This is a genomic window from Edaphobacter sp. FHG110511_03, assembly GCF_059115365.1.
Genome location: NZ_JBZYWL010000011.1, coordinates 1 through 15,462, shown reverse-complemented (window position 1 = coordinate 15,462; position 15,462 = coordinate 1). Strand labels below are relative to the sequence as shown.

General features: G+C 54.6%; 16 protein-coding genes and 1 tRNA gene. 8 read left to right on the top strand and 9 right to left on the bottom strand.

Annotated elements, in window-relative coordinates; translation table 11 throughout:
- Nucleotides 1-109: 109 nt before the first annotated feature.
- Nucleotides 110-808, top strand: a complete 699-nt coding sequence (locus AC5S26_RS27065) for a dienelactone hydrolase family protein (protein ID WP_494188071.1) — start codon at nt 110-112, stop codon at nt 806-808.
- 101 nt (nt 809-909) lie between these two features.
- Here AC5S26_RS27065 and AC5S26_RS27060 read toward each other — a convergent pair whose 3' ends face one another.
- The 4 genes from AC5S26_RS27060 to AC5S26_RS27045 form a co-directional block, all read right to left on the bottom strand.
- Nucleotides 910-2,208 (bottom strand): TlpA disulfide reductase family protein, encoded by a 1,299-nt coding sequence (locus AC5S26_RS27060; RefSeq protein ID WP_494188070.1) that lies wholly within the window; start codon nt 2,206-2,208, stop codon nt 910-912.
- Between the two features lie 199 nt (nt 2,209-2,407).
- Nucleotides 2,408-3,046, bottom strand: coding sequence for a DUF3106 domain-containing protein (locus AC5S26_RS27055; protein WP_494188069.1), 639 nt, complete (start codon nt 3,044-3,046; stop codon nt 2,408-2,410).
- Nucleotides 3,047-3,140: 94 nt separating this feature from the next.
- The gene (locus AC5S26_RS27050) at nt 3,141-3,644 is read right to left on the bottom strand and encodes an anti-sigma factor family protein (protein WP_494188068.1); all 504 of its coding nucleotides are present in this window, start codon (nt 3,642-3,644) and stop codon (nt 3,141-3,143) included.
- 69 nt (nt 3,645-3,713) lie between these two features.
- Entirely contained in the window at nt 3,714-4,493 is a 780-nt protein-coding gene (locus tag AC5S26_RS27045; protein ID WP_494188067.1) for an RNA polymerase sigma factor, read from the bottom strand.
- Between the two features lie 147 nt (nt 4,494-4,640).
- Here AC5S26_RS27045 and AC5S26_RS27040 point away from each other — a divergent pair.
- The 3 genes from AC5S26_RS27040 to AC5S26_RS27030 all read left to right on the top strand — a co-directional run bounded on the left by AC5S26_RS27040 (nt 4,641) and on the right by AC5S26_RS27030 (nt 6,013).
- Nucleotides 4,641-4,715 (top strand) — tRNA-Val (locus tag AC5S26_RS27040).
- A gap of 248 nt (nt 4,716-4,963) precedes the next feature.
- Nucleotides 4,964-5,365 carry an ATP dependent DNA ligase gene (locus AC5S26_RS27035; protein WP_494188066.1) on the top strand — a complete coding sequence of 134 codons (402 nt, stop codon included), beginning with the start codon at nt 4,964-4,966 and terminating at the stop codon, nt 5,363-5,365.
- 3 nt (nt 5,366-5,368) lie between these two features.
- Complete coding sequence (locus AC5S26_RS27030) at nt 5,369-6,013, top strand: SOS response-associated peptidase (protein ID WP_494188065.1); 645 nt, start codon at nt 5,369-5,371, stop codon at nt 6,011-6,013.
- Nucleotides 6,014-6,110: 97 nt separating this feature from the next.
- Here the strand turns inward: AC5S26_RS27030 and AC5S26_RS27025 are convergent, their stop codons facing one another.
- The 3 genes from AC5S26_RS27025 to AC5S26_RS27015 form a co-directional block, all read right to left on the bottom strand.
- The gene (locus AC5S26_RS27025) at nt 6,111-7,439 is read right to left on the bottom strand and encodes an AbiJ-related protein (protein ID WP_494188064.1); all 1,329 of its coding nucleotides are present in this window, start codon (nt 7,437-7,439) and stop codon (nt 6,111-6,113) included.
- Nucleotides 7,440-7,495: 56 nt separating this feature from the next.
- Entirely contained in the window at nt 7,496-8,074 is a 579-nt protein-coding gene (locus tag AC5S26_RS27020; RefSeq protein ID WP_494188063.1) for a hypothetical protein, read from the bottom strand.
- A gap of 294 nt (nt 8,075-8,368) precedes the next feature.
- A complete protein-coding gene (locus tag AC5S26_RS27015; RefSeq protein WP_494188062.1) occupies nt 8,369-9,868 on the bottom strand; it encodes a thiamine pyrophosphate-binding protein in 1,500 nt (499 codons plus the stop codon).
- A gap of 171 nt (nt 9,869-10,039) precedes the next feature.
- On the opposite strand from AC5S26_RS27015, the gene AC5S26_RS27010 reads away from it, so the two are divergent.
- The 4 genes from AC5S26_RS27010 to AC5S26_RS26995 all read left to right on the top strand — a co-directional run bounded on the left by AC5S26_RS27010 (nt 10,040) and on the right by AC5S26_RS26995 (nt 13,226).
- Nucleotides 10,040-10,471, top strand: a complete 432-nt coding sequence (locus tag AC5S26_RS27010) for a PPC domain-containing DNA-binding protein (RefSeq protein ID WP_494188061.1) — start codon at nt 10,040-10,042, stop codon at nt 10,469-10,471.
- Nucleotides 10,472-10,524: 53 nt separating this feature from the next.
- Nucleotides 10,525-11,685: a Gfo/Idh/MocA family protein gene (locus AC5S26_RS27005; protein ID WP_494188060.1), complete on the top strand. Its 1,161-nt coding sequence runs from the start codon at nt 10,525-10,527 to the stop codon at nt 11,683-11,685.
- A gap of 476 nt (nt 11,686-12,161) precedes the next feature.
- On the top strand, nt 12,162-12,542 hold the full coding sequence (locus AC5S26_RS27000) for a BON domain-containing protein (RefSeq protein ID WP_494188059.1): 381 nt from the start codon (nt 12,162-12,164) through the stop codon (nt 12,540-12,542).
- A gap of 48 nt (nt 12,543-12,590) precedes the next feature.
- The gene (locus tag AC5S26_RS26995; protein ID WP_494188058.1) at nt 12,591-13,226 is read left to right on the top strand and encodes a DUF3341 domain-containing protein; all 636 of its coding nucleotides are present in this window, start codon (nt 12,591-12,593) and stop codon (nt 13,224-13,226) included.
- Between the two features lie 288 nt (nt 13,227-13,514).
- On the opposite strand, the gene AC5S26_RS26990 is transcribed toward AC5S26_RS26995, so the two are convergent.
- Both AC5S26_RS26990 and AC5S26_RS26985 read right to left on the bottom strand, forming a co-directional pair.
- Nucleotides 13,515-13,664 (bottom strand): hypothetical protein, encoded by a 150-nt coding sequence (locus tag AC5S26_RS26990; RefSeq protein WP_494188057.1) that lies wholly within the window; start codon nt 13,662-13,664, stop codon nt 13,515-13,517.
- An 8-nt stretch (nt 13,665-13,672) separates the two neighbouring features.
- Complete coding sequence (locus AC5S26_RS26985; RefSeq protein ID WP_494188056.1) at nt 13,673-13,879, bottom strand: hypothetical protein; 207 nt, start codon at nt 13,877-13,879, stop codon at nt 13,673-13,675.
- Between the last annotated feature and the right edge of the window lie 1,583 nt (nt 13,880-15,462).

Sequence of the window (15,462 nt, the reverse complement as noted above, 5' to 3'; positions counted from 1 at the left end):
AAAACTCGTTCTTCTAAGTTGGCATCCGATAGGGCGACTTTCGGCAAGTGCTATCGAGAGCATACTGTCAGGGATGCATCGCTACCTGAACTCACGGAAAGAACCGACAGTGAGATTCCTTTGCTTATACGCGTTGTTTCTGCTCGTGAACGTTCTGGTCCTTGGCGCGGGAACGAAGGCGACAAAGAAAGTTCTACAGGAAGGTCCAAGCGACGCGCGTATCAACTACGAGGAGTTGGGACCTCCAAATGCAGCGGGGTGTCTAATCCTTCTGCATGGAGCCAGCGGCCCGGGTGGGTTCTACAAAGATCAAGCGACGTTCTTCGGTTCGCAGGGGTACCACGTCTTGATGCCTCATTACTTCGATGTGGCCCGCTCTACCAATGCCTCCGTTGAGAATTACAGGAAGTGGGCGGGGGTTGTTGCCACCTTTGCTGCTGAGTGCCGTAAAGTGCCTTCCACAGAGCGTGTGTTTCTGGTTGGATATTCGCTTGGCGCCTCCGTCGCTCTCGCGTTTGGCTCTCAGCGCGGGCCTGTTGATGCAATTGCAGACTGGTATGGCAGTTTGCCCGATACTTTCTTCGAACAGATCAAGGAGATGCCGCCTCTTTTGATTCTTCATGGAGAAAACGACACGAATATACCGATTGTGAACGCAAAGCAGCTCGTTAAGCTGTGCGACATGCTGCGGGTGCAATGCGACCATCACTTCTACCCTGACGAAAATCATGGGTTCTCTGAAAAAGCGATGGAGGACGCGGAACAACGAACGCTTGGCTTTTTTGCACGCTTCATGCCCCCGAAATGAGGGCCTGGCTTGAGTTCGCGCACAGATCTGGAGTAGCTCATTTATGCGGATCGACCCGTTCCGATTCATCCTTCTCAGGTGGGTCGATCCGCTTATTCGGCCTAGTTGGAGGCTTTTTGAGTTGCGGCGGGTTCGGCGAGGAGTTTTTCGACCAGTGTCGTGACCTCGTGCTGGAGGGCCTGGTGGGCGGGTGGGTTGGCGGGACCGGCGAATCCGGCGTGGACTTCGCGAACGCGACCGTCGCGGCCAAGGATAAAGGACGTGGGCCAGCAGTTGAGATTGTCGGCCTGGGTGATCTTCTCGGTAAGTTGATCGGGCGTTCCGGCCACGAGGACTGGGTAGGTGATGCCGTATCGCTTGATGAAGGCGCGCAGGCCGGCGGGATCGTGAAGCTGGTCCTCTTCTTCGAAGCTGAGATTTACGATCTCAAGTCCCTTGCCGTGGAATTGCTTGTAGAGGCTCTCGAGGAAGGGGGCTTCGTCGTGGCAGTTGGGGCACCAGGAACCGCCGATGGCGACGATGACGACCTTATCGCGAAACTCAGGATCGCTGTTTGAAACCTGCTTGCCGGCGAGATTGGGAAAGCTAAAGGTGAAGGGAGCGGAGGGGTCTTTGACGCGGGTCTGCTCGGTGGACTCGGTGGGGGCAGCGAGATTTTGTTTGCGAGCCTCTGTGGGGCGACGAGCGACGAGATCGGTGACCTTCGCCTTTTGAGCGTCGGAGGCGAGCAGGTTGGAGACGAGGAGGGTCGTGCCGGACGAGCCTTCAGCCTGCGGAACGACGGAGTAGAGGGCAGGGCCGTGGGCGTCGAAGTGGCTGAGAAGGTACTGATGTCCGTCCCAAGCGCCGTAGAGGGAGCCGGTGTCGCCGTCGATGCGCTGGATGACGGCGCGAACGGCGTTGTTGGGAGTGGGGTCGATACGGAGTTGCCACGCAGATTCGCCCTTGGAACTGGCGACGGCGATCTCCCAGTCACCGTGGATGTCGGGTCCAGCGGCGGTGGCGGAGGGTGCGGGGGCACGATGAAGGGTGATTGGAACTCGTGGAGTGGAGTGGGGGCCGGTGGCGGTTGAGCCGAAGGTTCCGGTGAGCTGATCGTCCGCTAGATTCGCCTCAAGAGTGCGGGCGAAGTAGTTGAAGTTCAGCAGGAGCTTGTTGTCCTGGAGGGATGCGGACGAGGCTGCGGCTTTTTCCGGTCCATTAAGAAGCGAGGCGTGGAGATTGGAAGTGGTCCCGGTGATCTGGAGGCGGAGGGGGACCTCGTGACCGCGGACGGTGGCGGTTCCCTCCCAGATGCCGTCGACCGGCGAGGTCGCGGCAGCGTGAAGGGCGATGGCGAACAGGAACTGGCCTGCGAGCAGAATGGGCGCGGCGAAGAGCTTCCCAGCAAAGACTTTCATGGAGGGCTCGATTCTCTTAGTTTTAGGTGGGGGTGATGCAGGGCAGCACTTTAAAAGTGCGAAACACGCCTCTGCGCTGGCCGGCTTAGGAGCGGCGACAGCGACAACAGAGAATGTGACGCGTGTTCATCTTTATTAAAGTAGGACGGGAGCGGCCTTGCGTCAATAGAAGAATTTCTGCAAGGGAACTGCAGGGAGATTATCTCTCCGGGGACTCTTCGGTCTTCCGGTTGGGCATGATGACGTGGTAGGACTCGACCGAGAAGAGTCCGGAGAGCGCGTCGCGCTCCTGGGGGGTAAAACGGCCGCGGTAGCTTTCGGAGTCAAGGAGAGCTTGGCGCTGCGGCTCGGGCATATCCCGAAGCTGGCGGAAGGTGCGGGCGACCTCGTGGCGACGATCGGGAGGGAGGCTGGCAAACTGCTTGACCGCTTCGCGAACCTGTTGACGCTGCGGCGGGCTGAGGCGAGCCATGGCTTCGTTGTGATCGAGCAGCCGCTGGCGTTGCTGGGGCGACATGCTGTTGAGCTGTGTGAGATGGTTGCGCAGCCGCTGCTGGGTTTCAGGGGGAAGGCTGCGGAAGCCGGGTTCACGCTCGAGCGCTTGTTGCTGCTGCTCAGGGGTAAGGTTGCTATGGCTTTGCATCCACTGCTTGAGATGGGGGCCGCTTCCGGGATGATTCATGCCCGGGGGGCGCTGCCACTCCACACGGGGAGGCGGGGGGGGAGCGCTCGGGCCGGCTTTCGGCGGCTGTGCATCCGCAGAAAGATGCAGGACAGCCAGCATCAGTCCCGCAAGCACTGAAGTGTAGGCACGGCGGGTTGGAGCGAGCAGAGGCATAAAACCAAGGTTTTTTAGCGGGTAAGTGAGACTGATAAAAGCTTACTTCGTCCTGCTCCTTTCAGCGAAAGTTTTGTGGCTACCAGTTTAGCTGTTAGCTGGAAGGAGGCACCCCGGCTTCGTCCGCAGAGCCGTCCTCCAGCAGGATCTGGTCCATGGTCTGGAGGGCCTGATCGTTTTTGTCGAGGATTTGCAGGTCTTCGACGATCGCAGAGGACTGGGGCTTCGTGATGTGGAGGTTGGAAAGGTCGGCGAAGGTTCCTCCTCCTATGAGCAAGGCGAGGGCAAAAGCTCCGGCGAGAACCGGACGAAATTGGCGGCCGGTGTTGAAGAGCAGGCGGGAGCGCATGCGCTCGAACCATCCGGCAGGAGCCTTGGCTTGTTCTTCACGAAGAAGAACGGCGAGCTTCTGATCGAAGTAGGGGGATGGATCGGGCGCTTCCCAGGTATCGAGCAGCGACATGGTCGCCTGAAGGGCTTCAAGCTCCTGTCGGCATTCGCTGCAGGAATCGATATGCGCGCGCGTGGTAGCGTTCGACGAGGCAGCTGGGTCAAGCAGTAGATCCGGAAGCGCGGATTGGCAGTCGTGGCAGTTCATGAGACTCTCTCCAATTCCTCTTATCTTTGCGGCACCGAAAGGATGGTGCGAATCAAGGTCCTCAAGGGACTAAATAAAACCTTTGAGCTTCCCGCGCAAGGTCTGGTAGGCGCGGAAGAGCAACGATTTGGTGGCGGATTCGCTCAGTTTGAGCACATCGCCGATCTGCTTGTAGTCCATTCCTTCGTATTTGTGCATGAGAACGGCCATCTGTTGACGTTCGGGCAGAGCAAGGACGTGTTCGCGGATGGCATTCATGCGTTCCCGGCGGAGCATGTTGGTCTCGGCACCCGGGGTGGAATCGGCGAGATCGGGAGTCATGCCGGTGTCGGAGTCCACCTCGTCGAGATAGACGGTCGAAGCGGCGCGTTCGTGCCGGGTGTCGCGTGCATGATTGACGCCCAGGTTGGTGGCGATGCGGTACAGCCAGGTGCTGAACCGGGCCTCGGCGCGGTAGGTCTCACGGGAGCGATAGACGCGAAGGAAGACTTCCTGGGCAAGCTCCTCGGCGACGGCCTGGTTGTGAACCATGCGGTACATAAAGTGAACGATCGGTTTCCTATACTTTTGAAGCAGGTAATCGAACGCGACCATATTTCCGGCGCGCAGCTCAAGCATGATGGCTGCATCGTCCATTTGAGCGAATTCACCTGGCAGGTGATGTTGCTCAGCCATTTCAAGCTTGGCCAGAAGGGGCGGGTTGACTGCGAGCGTCGCCATATCAGTGCTAACACCGTCTTCGTCGCCGGGTTGCGCTTCTGCCTGGGTTTGCGAGGGATCTTTTGGGGGGGCCGTGTCCGGAGGGTGCGGATTGTTCGTCAGGGGGCCGGAATGGGGAGGTTGAGCCATGCTGAAGCGGTTGTGGTGATTGTATCGTTTGGGGAACGAAGATGTTTCCCGTACTGAGGATGGGCAAGGGGTTGGGAGAGACCCGTCAAGATGGTATTCTTTCAGGTAGGGTCCTCGTCGGCTTACCTCGCCGTCCTGAGGGACATGGGGCGCATAACTCAGCGGTAGAGTGCCACCTTCACACGGTGGAAGTCGTAGGTTCGAATCCTGCTGCGCCCACCATAGAATCAACAACTTAGAGCAACCTGCGTGAGGGACTTGATGCCATTTGATGCCAAACTTTACCGGCTCGCATCAAATGTACCGGTTATACCGGCTCAAACCCCTACCCTGCCTGCTGCTGCTTTGTTGCCGTCGACGTGAGCATCGCGTAGACCGTTCCTACCATCTGCTGCACACTCTCAGGAAGTTCCTGCATGTACTCGTTTGCGGTGGTATCGGCTCGTGAGTGCCGCAGGTGCGATTGAACATTGCATCGTGTCAATCTTGGGCAGGAGTTTGTGATCGGCGGCTACACTCCTGGAACCCATGGCTTCGATGCCCTCGTGATCGGCTTCTACCGAGGCAAAGATTTGTACTATGCTGCGCGCGTGCGAGCCGGGTTTGTTCCCGCGATTCGCCGCGCTGTCTTTGAACAGATCAAGCATCTGAAGACGCAGACATGTCCCTTCGTAAATCTTCCTGAGAAGCAGGCCGGTCGCTGGGGACAGGGATTGACCGCCGAGAAGATGAAAGACTGCGTTTGGCTTAAGCCCGAGACTGTAGCTAATTTCGAATTTCTAGAGTGGACAGGAGCGGATCATTTGCGGCATACCCAGTTCACGGGGATGCGAGACGACAAAGATCCGAGAAAAGTTGTGAGGGAGACATAGACGATGTGCGGACGGTTTAAGCGGGGCTCAGACAAACAGCATGTTGCGGAAGTCTTCAAGGTAACGGCAGGATTGGATGAGTCAGTGTTCGACGACGGTGATGACCTGCGCCCTCAGTCGATGCAGCCAGTCATCTACTTGAACGATGACGGTGAGCGGCAACTAGAACTGATGCATTGGGCGTTCAAGCTACCGGATCGTCTTCTCTTCAATGCGCGCTCTGAAGGCATCGAGCGTTCAAAGTTCTGGAAGGACGCCTTCATGACTGGGCGCTGCATCCTCCCAGGGGATGCCATCTATGAATGGCAGGAAGTCGAGAACGGTAAGAAGCCGAAGTACGAGTTCACCATTCCAGGGCAGCAGCCTTTCGGAATGGCCGTAGTCTGGAAGTTATGGAAGAACCCGAAAACAGACCATTTGGAAAAGACGTTTGCAGTGCTCACGGGTGAACCGAACGAATTGATGGCCCCGATTCATGACCGCATGACGACTTTTCTAGAGCTACGGGATTACGAAGAGTATCTTTCGCCGACGGAGCGCCCTCCCGTACATCTACTGCGCATTCTTCCTGCCTCAAAAATGAAAGCGCGGCTCGTTGACGCAACACCGATCAGCAATCGGCAAGTGAATCTCTTTGACAGCCATTAGGCGACAAATCATTTGCAGACCTGCTGTCACACGGCTTTTCATCCTTGAGGACAAATTGAAAACGTGGCTGGCTTGAGTGGCCATCTGGTCATGCGCGTCACTTTCCTCTGAAGAGCTTGTCCAAGAATGAAATCACCACTGTTCTAAAGTCAGCATCCGTCAATTCAAGTCCGCCGAACCGGTAAAGCTCATAACCTTGCAGTCTCAGCGTTCTATCTTCGGATACCATCTGCGCATATAACCGCGGACTGGGACGACCGTCCTCTGAGTAGTGCTGTTGACCGTCGATTTCCATGACAATGCGGCGTCTACCGGGCAGTAGCAAAAGAAAATCCATTCTTTGTCGGCGCAGCGCACTCCCGTTGGGAAGTTCTCGAAGGGTGTAAGGATCGTAATGCAGGTAAACCTGCGGAATCAGGGCAGGTAGGTTTCCCTGTGACTTCGGTCGAAGATGCTCGAAATAGCTCTTGAAAAAATTACGTTCCGCCTCGGAGTCGAGCGATTGATAGAGGCGCTTATACAGATCTCGTTCGGCATCCTTGGAATCTGGATGCAGCCCGAGCCACCAATCAACCATTTCTGTCCATGCCAACCCATCTATCCCAATGGGGCGATCGTAGACCAAGCAAAACTCTTCGTTCCTCACGACGCGTAGATCGTTGTTGATCGCATCAGCCAACACGATTTCTGGCTTCGGACCAATCGCTGCAAAGATCAGATTTTTGCTCCGTCCCTCAACTCCTCCAGTCTTCACTAAGCGAAATACTGGATATCCAGACATCTCATCGACGGGACGAAGCTCAAAACCTTCACGCTGCAGAGGCCTATTTAGAACATCCGCGACAGCTCGTTGACTCTCACCACTACGGACTTCCGGATGAACGCATTCTTCGAGAAATCGTCTAAATCTATCCTCGGAAATATCTAGATAGTTGACTTCTTCCATAAAGCTCTTCCAAGAAAGATCCTCAGGATTATTAACCATGTGTTGAATAACGTAGTCCTGAAGGTTGAGGCTTTTAAAGTCAAATGTTGGAGGCCGCAGTTCCGTGAGCGGGAAAATGCGAGATGCAAATTGGACAACCCCAAGCCTGCCGGGGAGATTATCGATCTGATCTAATTCATCCACGATGTCGCGCCGACAAATCGCAGAAATGACACCGTCTCGTGAAGGTCGTGATAGCTCAAGCGCCTCCTCAAGTTCATACGAGGAACGCCATTTCTTCACCTTTTCAGCAGTTTCGATCAGCGCATCGTTGCAGAGGTTCCGGACAAGGCTATAGACATACCGCTCTTTTCCGGACCATGCGTCACCTCCATCTGGAGGCGTTAGACCGACCTGCACGCAACGCTCCTGCACGTCGTAGGCCTTCTCGGTGCTGAGCACTGAAGAGATTGCCTTCCTCAACCGCTCAAGATTGTCCATATACGCAGGGTCTCTCTGTTCTTCTTTTCTATAGTTGAACTTTTACACCACTTCAATCAGTCCACATGATGCTTGCTAGGACAGATTGTCGGCTCAGGCAGATAGAGGCGAAAAAAGTCTCGCCAAAACCGGAGAGAAACCTCTAATAGATTCGCCGCGTAAAGCCAACGATGTTCGGCTGCCTCTTCGCCGAGGTCAATCAGCAGATATCCCTTGCCGTCCTTGCCGAGTGGGGTTGAGCTCTCGACATAGCGAACAGGGCCGTCCCATGTCCCTTCGTCGAGTGCCGTGCGCGCTGTATCGAAACTGAACGGCCATGAGACGACGCGCATGGAATCAAAGCTCTGTTTATTCCGAACGTGCTTTGTTCCGTTTGCAATCTCACTCGTGAATCTCATCCATACGGAGTGCGCATACACCCAATCGGAGAAAGCAGTCAGCGAGCCCACTCCCAATCTCTGTCTCAGTTCTTTGCTCGCGTCAAGTTTCCCGTGCCATACCCAGTCTTTAAGATGATGTGCTGTGATGGCGCAGTGGAGAGCCAGCCGGGCAGAGGATGGCTCCTTCATGAAGTCGTCGAAATCGCGCACCAACATGGCGTAGAAATCGTGTGCCGTTACAACATCGAACATCATGCTCTCCGAGTCGTTCTTAGGTACGTGTTCTTATGGGTGAATACATACCTACCCACACGATTAGGCGTTACATAGTTCGCACGTCCTGTAATGCCCTACGAATGCGTCCCATTCAGGAATGCCGGTAAAGCCCGAATTGTCTAGATCGGCAAAATCACCGCGTTTAAGAAATGCGAAGTCAGATGGACGTTTGTCTGCAAAGGCCCTTAAGAGTGCCGTCCCCTCTGGGCAAGGCAACCCCTCATCCACTTCAAACAGACCTTCCAATACCGCATTCGGTACTGCTTCATGCATCTAGCACCGTCCACGCCCCCTGTTTCCTGCAGCTACGAATGCGTATTCAGGATTTCCGAGGAAAACCATCTGTTCCCATTTGATCTGTCCAAGAGTATTGTTTTTGATCACGATGATCTTGATGTTCAACTTGTATGCGGCAACGGTAATCAATTCGCCAAGAAGCATGCTTAGCCCACCGTCGCCAATAATGCAGTAAACCGGCCGGTCAGGAAACGCGACAGCCGCGGCAATCGCATACGGAAGGCCACAGGCCATCGTAGCGAGGTTTCCCGAGCAACTTTGTTTCTGCCCACGCAAGGCGGGTACGTAGCGTGCCCACCATGTCGTGATCGTTCCGGAGTCAGAGGTAACGATAGCGTTCGACGGGATCCGCTTGCCTAGCTCCCACCCTACAATCTGAGGTTTCATCGGTTTATCAGGTCGCGTCCCCCGCTCTTCCATGAGCTTCTGCCACTCTGCCTTCGCTTTTTGGGCTGTTTCAAGGAACCCCTTCTCCTGTTTTTCGAGCAATGGAAGCAATGCGCGAAGTGTGCTTTTTGTATCTCCCACCAGACCAACATCGGCAGGATGACGAAGACTGATGCGCTGCGGATCGATATCGATCTGTACACATTTGATTGATCCCGGCTCGGGTAGAAATTCGATATAGGGGAAAGATGTTCCAACCATCAAGAGGGTGTCGCACCCTTCAATCGCGTCTTGAGATGGTTCTGTTCCAAGGAGACCGATACCGCCAGTTGTATAGGGGCTGTCATCCGGCACAGCAGCTTTCCCCAGCAGAGCTTTAATGACCGGGGCACCGAGCGTCTCTGCAAGCTCCTCAAGTTCCGGAGTTGCATGCAAAGCGCCCTGACCAGCCAGGATTACGATCTTCTTCCCGCGATTGAGAATATCCGCTGCATGCTCCAACTCGCTCCGGGCCGGAAGCTGATCGAAGTAGGCTGGGACTGCCGAAGTGTGATGGATAGGGTTCCGCTCCGACCGTCCCTTCTTGATCTCCTGACGCTGGACGTCTACCGGGATTGTGATGTGTGCCACGCCACGGGAAGCCAGTGCTGTGCGGATTGCCAAATCGGCTACGCTCTCCATATGCGCTCCGCTCATGATTCGCTCGTTATAGACCGCTACGTCGATAAAGAGCTTATCCAGAGCAACGTCCTGTTGGGTAAGGGTGCCAATCAGATCGCTATGCTGCAATCCCGTAATCGCGACGACCGGCGCATGGTCCATTTTCGCGTCGTATAGACCATTCAGGAGATGGATTCCTCCCGGTCCGGAGGTCGCAATACACACACCCAACTTGCCTGTGAATTTCGCGTAGGCGCAGGCCATGAATGCGGCGGCCTCTTCATGTCGCACATGAATGAACCGTATCTGCTCTTTCTGCCTTCGAAGAGACTCGAAGACTCCATTGATGCCATCTCCCGGCAGACCGAATATGGTATCAACGCCCCAGGCAAGCAAGCGTTCTATGAGTATGTCCGACGCGTTACTCATCTTTATCTCCGACAGGTTTGTCCATTTGACTGGACACAAGTTATGACGCGTGTATGCTCAGTGGGGTTTGACCGCGGGACAAATGATCAAAATAGGGCCGTTTTCTGAGAGGACCTTGACAACAGACTGAACGCGTTCCGAATCATCCGCATCAAAAGCCGTGAGGGCGTGATGCGTTCGAAACAAATTGCGGAAGATCCATTGACTTTTGTAGTCATTCTCGACAACGGGGATGAAATCTTGTCGTCTCTCAAATCCTTTGCCCAATCGCAACACCTAGCTGCAAGTAGCTTTAAGGCGATCGGCGCACTGAGCGATGTCGAAGTCGGTTGGTTCAACTGGGAAACAAAGAAGTATGAAACAGCGTTCAAGCTTCAGGAACAGGTCGAACTACTCTCGCTCATTGGCGATATCGCGCTCAAGAATGGCGAGCCGCAGGTTCACGCGCACCTTGTCATTGGACGCGAGGATGGTTCAGCTCACGGCGGTCACCTTTTGAGCGCGACTGTTCGCCCTACCTGCGAAATCGTCATTACCGAAAGCCCCGAGCATCTGAAAAAAGAGATTGACCCTGAATCTGGTATTGCGCTCATTCGCTTATGAGCAAGTGATTGTTGAATTACTTCACTAAGAATCTGAAATCGGAGAAGAGCATTATGGGAATCAAAGAGTTGATCGGATTGGAGACTAAGCCCAAGGTTCGATACGCGATTGTCGGACTCGGCGATATCGCGCAGGAAGACATGATGCCGGGAGTTGATCACACCGGAAACTCAGAAATCACTGCGCTCGTTACCTCAGATCCGGTGAAAGCCGGTGAACTCGGGAAGAAGTACGGCGTTCAAGCAGTCTTCAGTTACGAACAATTCCAGGAAGCCCTCGCCTCGGGGACATTTGATGCCATCTATTTGGCAACACCGAACTGGCGTCACGCAGAGTTTATTGTTCCCGCGCTGAAGGCCGGGATACACGTGCTCACCGAGAAACCGCTCGAAGTCTCAACGGCCAAGTCAAAGGAGATCTTGGACGTGGAGGCAGCATCGAACGCCAAACTCATGGTCGCCTACAGACTTCATTTCGAACCGGGGACGCTTGACACAATCGATAAAGTTCGATCAGGTCTACTCGGTGACGTTCATCTATTCGTATCAACTTTCTCGCAGTTGGTCGATCCTGACAATCATCGAGTGAAGAATGGAGAGTTAGCCGGTCCGGTCTTCGATATGGGACCTTATCCGGTCAATGCAGCACGTTATGTCTTCGAAGATGAGCCCACCGAAGTTGTCTCCGCAGTAGGCACAAAACATCCTCAATCCAACTTCCCACAGAACTTCTTCGACACCGTCGCAGTAACGCTGCGATTTCCAAACAACAAGCTTGCCCAATTCAACTTGTCCTATTTTGGTAATCCCTCGAACTCGCTCATCGCGGTTGGAACCGCGGGGACAATAGAACTCGATCCGGCTTATACCTTCGGCAAGGGACTAGCGCAGACCATCATCATCGGTGAGAAGAAGGAGGAGCAGACCTTCAAGAACACAGATCACTTCGGCGGCGAGCTGAAGTACTTTTCCGAATGCATCCTGAATGATGAGAGTCCAGAGCCGAATGGAGAAGAAGGGTTCGCCGACGTTCGCGTACTTGAGGGCATCATGGCGGCCCTTGAGAGCGGAAAGGCGATAGTGCTCCCTCCCTTTGAACGGTCACAGCGAATCGACACAGAGCGTCAGAAGATCTCTTTACGGGCTGTTTCCACACCAGAACTCATCAACGCAGTTAATCCAGGCAAAGGTGCGGAAAAGAAGCCAAAGAATTGACCGATGTTTGTCCATTGTCCCGTCCAGCTTGCCAACGATGCGGCTCCTCGGTGTCGCATATGTAACAGATACCGCATCTTATCTCACACACTAGTTCGGGGTTTAGACGGGTTTAGCTTCAGTCGTTGGCGATCTTGTATCGGCGCTCTTAGGACTAAGGCTCAACCGCCTTTGCCGATTCATCCCACTCAGCATCGAACCAAATATGCTCACCGTCCTGGTCTTTAAGCCCGGAAGATAAATATGGATCCACTAACTCTGCTTCTCGGCTAGCTGGTATTTATAACTCGTGTCGCTTGTAGTGTGACATCCAATGATAAGAAGAGGTGGGCGTCATTGTTGTGTAATAGTGCGCCGCCAAGTTCCCTCACGGACAACTCGAGCTGGGCTTTCTTCCGTCCCAATAATTACTGAGCTTGGTGTGATCCATCGTCCGTGATTCGGGACCGTACACCCCCCAGTCGAAAGGTCACTTTATGAAATTGATTGGAAGCACGCTCGCGGCTTCTGCCGTCCTTGCTGTTGCTTGCTCCGTCTCCCCTGTGCTTAGCAGTGCACAAACGGGGCAAGAAGCATCTCCCGATAATTCCAAAACCAATGCCGACCACAAGAAAACCGCAGATGATCAGCCGAACGCCTCCAACGATCGCCTAACCACGGCTAAGGTCCGTAAGACGATCATGGCGGATAAGGAGCTATCGTCCTATGCCCACAACATCAAGATCATCACAACGAATGGGCAGGTCACTCTCAAAGGCCCAGTGAAATCAGAAGAAGAAAAGCAGCGGATAGCCAATGACTTAGCTGGTATTGTTCCGACCGGCAATATCACGAACCAACTCACGGTCAAGCCCTGATGGTTAAGTCGAAACCACACTCACGTTAATTCCATAGGAGTTTTCCCCATGTCTGACAAAAATATCGCAGTCTTCGGTATCTATAAGACGCCAGGTACAGCTGAAGCAGCCGTCGACCACCTTCTATCAAGAGGGTTCAGCAATGAGTCCATTTCGGTCTTGCTTCCGGATGACGAGAGCACACGCGCGTTTGCTCACGAAAAGAGCACCAAGGCCCCAGAAGGTACTGCAACGGGCGTGGCAACCGGCGGAGCCGTTGGAGGGACGTTGGGACTTCTTGCCGGGATAGGCGCTCTCGCGATTCCGGGCGTTGGCCCCCTCATCGCTGCAGGACCCATCATGGGCGCACTTGCGGGTTTAGGTGTCGGTGGTGCTGTCGGGGGGATTGTAGGTGCACTCGTCGGCCTAGGTATCCCGGAATATGAAGCAAAACGCTACGAAGGTGCAGTGAAGGGGGGAGGAACTCTTCTCTCCGTCCATTGCGCCAGTTCCGAACAGGTCGACGTCGCCAAGGCGTCTCTCAAAGAGACGGGAGCGACTGATATCTCTTCTGCGCACGAGTCGGATGCTGACGATAAGAGTGGCGGCAGAAGCACATTTGGGAAGATCTCTGATGGAGATCAAATCGTACAGAGGTCTAACGAAGATAAATCGGTCATAGGGAACAAGACCTTGACCCCATGACTGTAACAGATGAAATCTATGAAGCCCGCTAACAAGAAGCGGGCTTCACGATTTAAGTGGGGGGTGACTTAGGCGCCCAAATTAATCGCTATGTACAGTCCGCATAGCGACCGTCCAGGGCGGCGGGTAGTGATTGGTTAGAGGCCCAACCGATAAGCGTGGGGTCTGGAGTCGCGTACAGATGTGTAATGCCGTTGTCGATCGTCGCCAGGCCCCGAATCAACCATCTGATGGTTTCATTCGTCCCTCCTTTAGAGGCTTTGATGCCACACTCTCTGGGGTGACAGTTTATTGCTGTGCGTCTGCCCATCCACGAAGCCGCTCTCGCGTCTCGCCATCGCAGGGCTTTCCTTCTGTTCCAGCATCGAATCTGTCCACCTTCGGCAGATCGTAAGTTTCGGGATTGAAATCGCTTACCGTAACCGGGCTCAATTTCATGCTTCCAGCTACTCCGGTAGCTGCTCGGTGAGGTCCTCTTCGCTGTTATCTGAAAGGCCGCCGTCTTCTGACGGCTTGGCCCTGACGACGACCTCCCAGGCTGCGCCTTCGTACTCGATGTTGAAGGTGTGGGGAATGCTCGGCGTATCCCACACCAGCTCGACAAGCGATCTGGCAGCAGAGAGTTTGGCTTTCTCTATGGGATCCGAGGGCATTTTCGAACCCTCCTGCAATGGTTGGATGCTCGCTGATGGGCGGAGGGCTGCGTGACGCTACTCCTCCATCAATCTTTCGATCGCGTCTATGCTTCCTGCCCGCTTGTCTCGGTCGCGTCTGCGAATTCGTCAAGCGGGCCGCCGGCGGACACCCCCTTGCTGCGCAGCCACTTCTTCAGCGCGGCGACCTCTCCCTGCAGGTGCTCAACCATAGAGTGATGGATTGCCACGAGGTGTTCGCGAACCTCTTCGTGTATTAATCTTTGGTTTCACAGGTTCCTTCGGCTTGGCGGGACGCGGGCTGTTGACAAAGCTCAGGTCAGAAACAGGAACACGGAATCGCTCGAGCTTGGTATTGGGAAAGTCCAGACCAACTTCTTTGCCGCTGTAAGAGACGGACAGGATGGTCCAGACGGTCGAATCGCTGCTATTGTGACCGGCCTCCCGGAAGAGGCGCTCGTTCTTCGGACATATCAGTCGCGTCAGCCAGGCTCTCGGCAAAGTCCAACTCACCGACCATCGCGAGGATGTTCAAGCACAAACCACGCAGGCGACGTTGAGTAATCAACCGCTGTCGCAATCTGCGCTACACATGAAATGACTAAATCTTGAGCATTCCGTCTGTTGGTTGGCAGTTATGCAGCTCCTTCTTCCTAAATAGGTGATTCCCCGAAACCGCTTGTTTGGTGCATGACTCTTTCATACCGTCAGCAACATCGGAGGCGGAATCCAGCAACGACCACCAAATTTGCTAAACGGACATCCTAATAACCGGTGGTGTCTGCGCAAGGCCCGCCCTCGAGCGCCTCAACTCAAGAGCGTGCGCTCCGTCTCAAGGGTCTCGGGGAATGCCGGGGAGGCCTCTCCGAGGCCCATAATAAAAATATAAGTGCCAACGCTTAGTCCTCGACCCAAACAGGACTTCCGCGAATCACCTTGTTCGATGCATGAGTCTTCCATATCGTCTGCAACACGGCAGGGGAATCACACTCGCGATTGCACGGTCAATCTGACTCGGGCTCTCGCCGCTCTAGCGGAGGCTCGCCAAGTACAGTCCTAACAGCTGGGTTGCATCGTATCCTCAATGGCGAATCACGGGGACACAAATGCACGAATGGAGGGATACGGGCATCGGAAGGGCAATCGTGGATTGGGAGGAAATGTATCTACTGAAACTTATGCGTGATGTTCTAAGACTCACCGCAGCTTAGACCGGTAACGAAGGCCGTAAGTCGTTCCGGTAAGAGGGACGAACTTCCCCAAAATCCTCCGGCGCACGGCCATGACAGACATCCGGCAGAGGGGGCCAAAGACCGCTCAGGCCTCTTCCGAAAAGAAGGTAGACGCCAATTAATCCTGGAACCAAACTGAGACCACCGCGAACGGATGCAGAGTAGCGATGCGGTAACCTTCGGCTGGTTGGATCTGCCCATGAGGCGATAATGAGCCTTTACGGATTAGAATGAGTGCGTGCGCGGGAGATGATGAATCGAAAACCATCCAAATCGGGTGCCCCTGTCAGAACGAGCTCTCTCAAAAAGGATGCCGCTATAGAAGGTGACACTTTTCCGGTTGTGGCCATC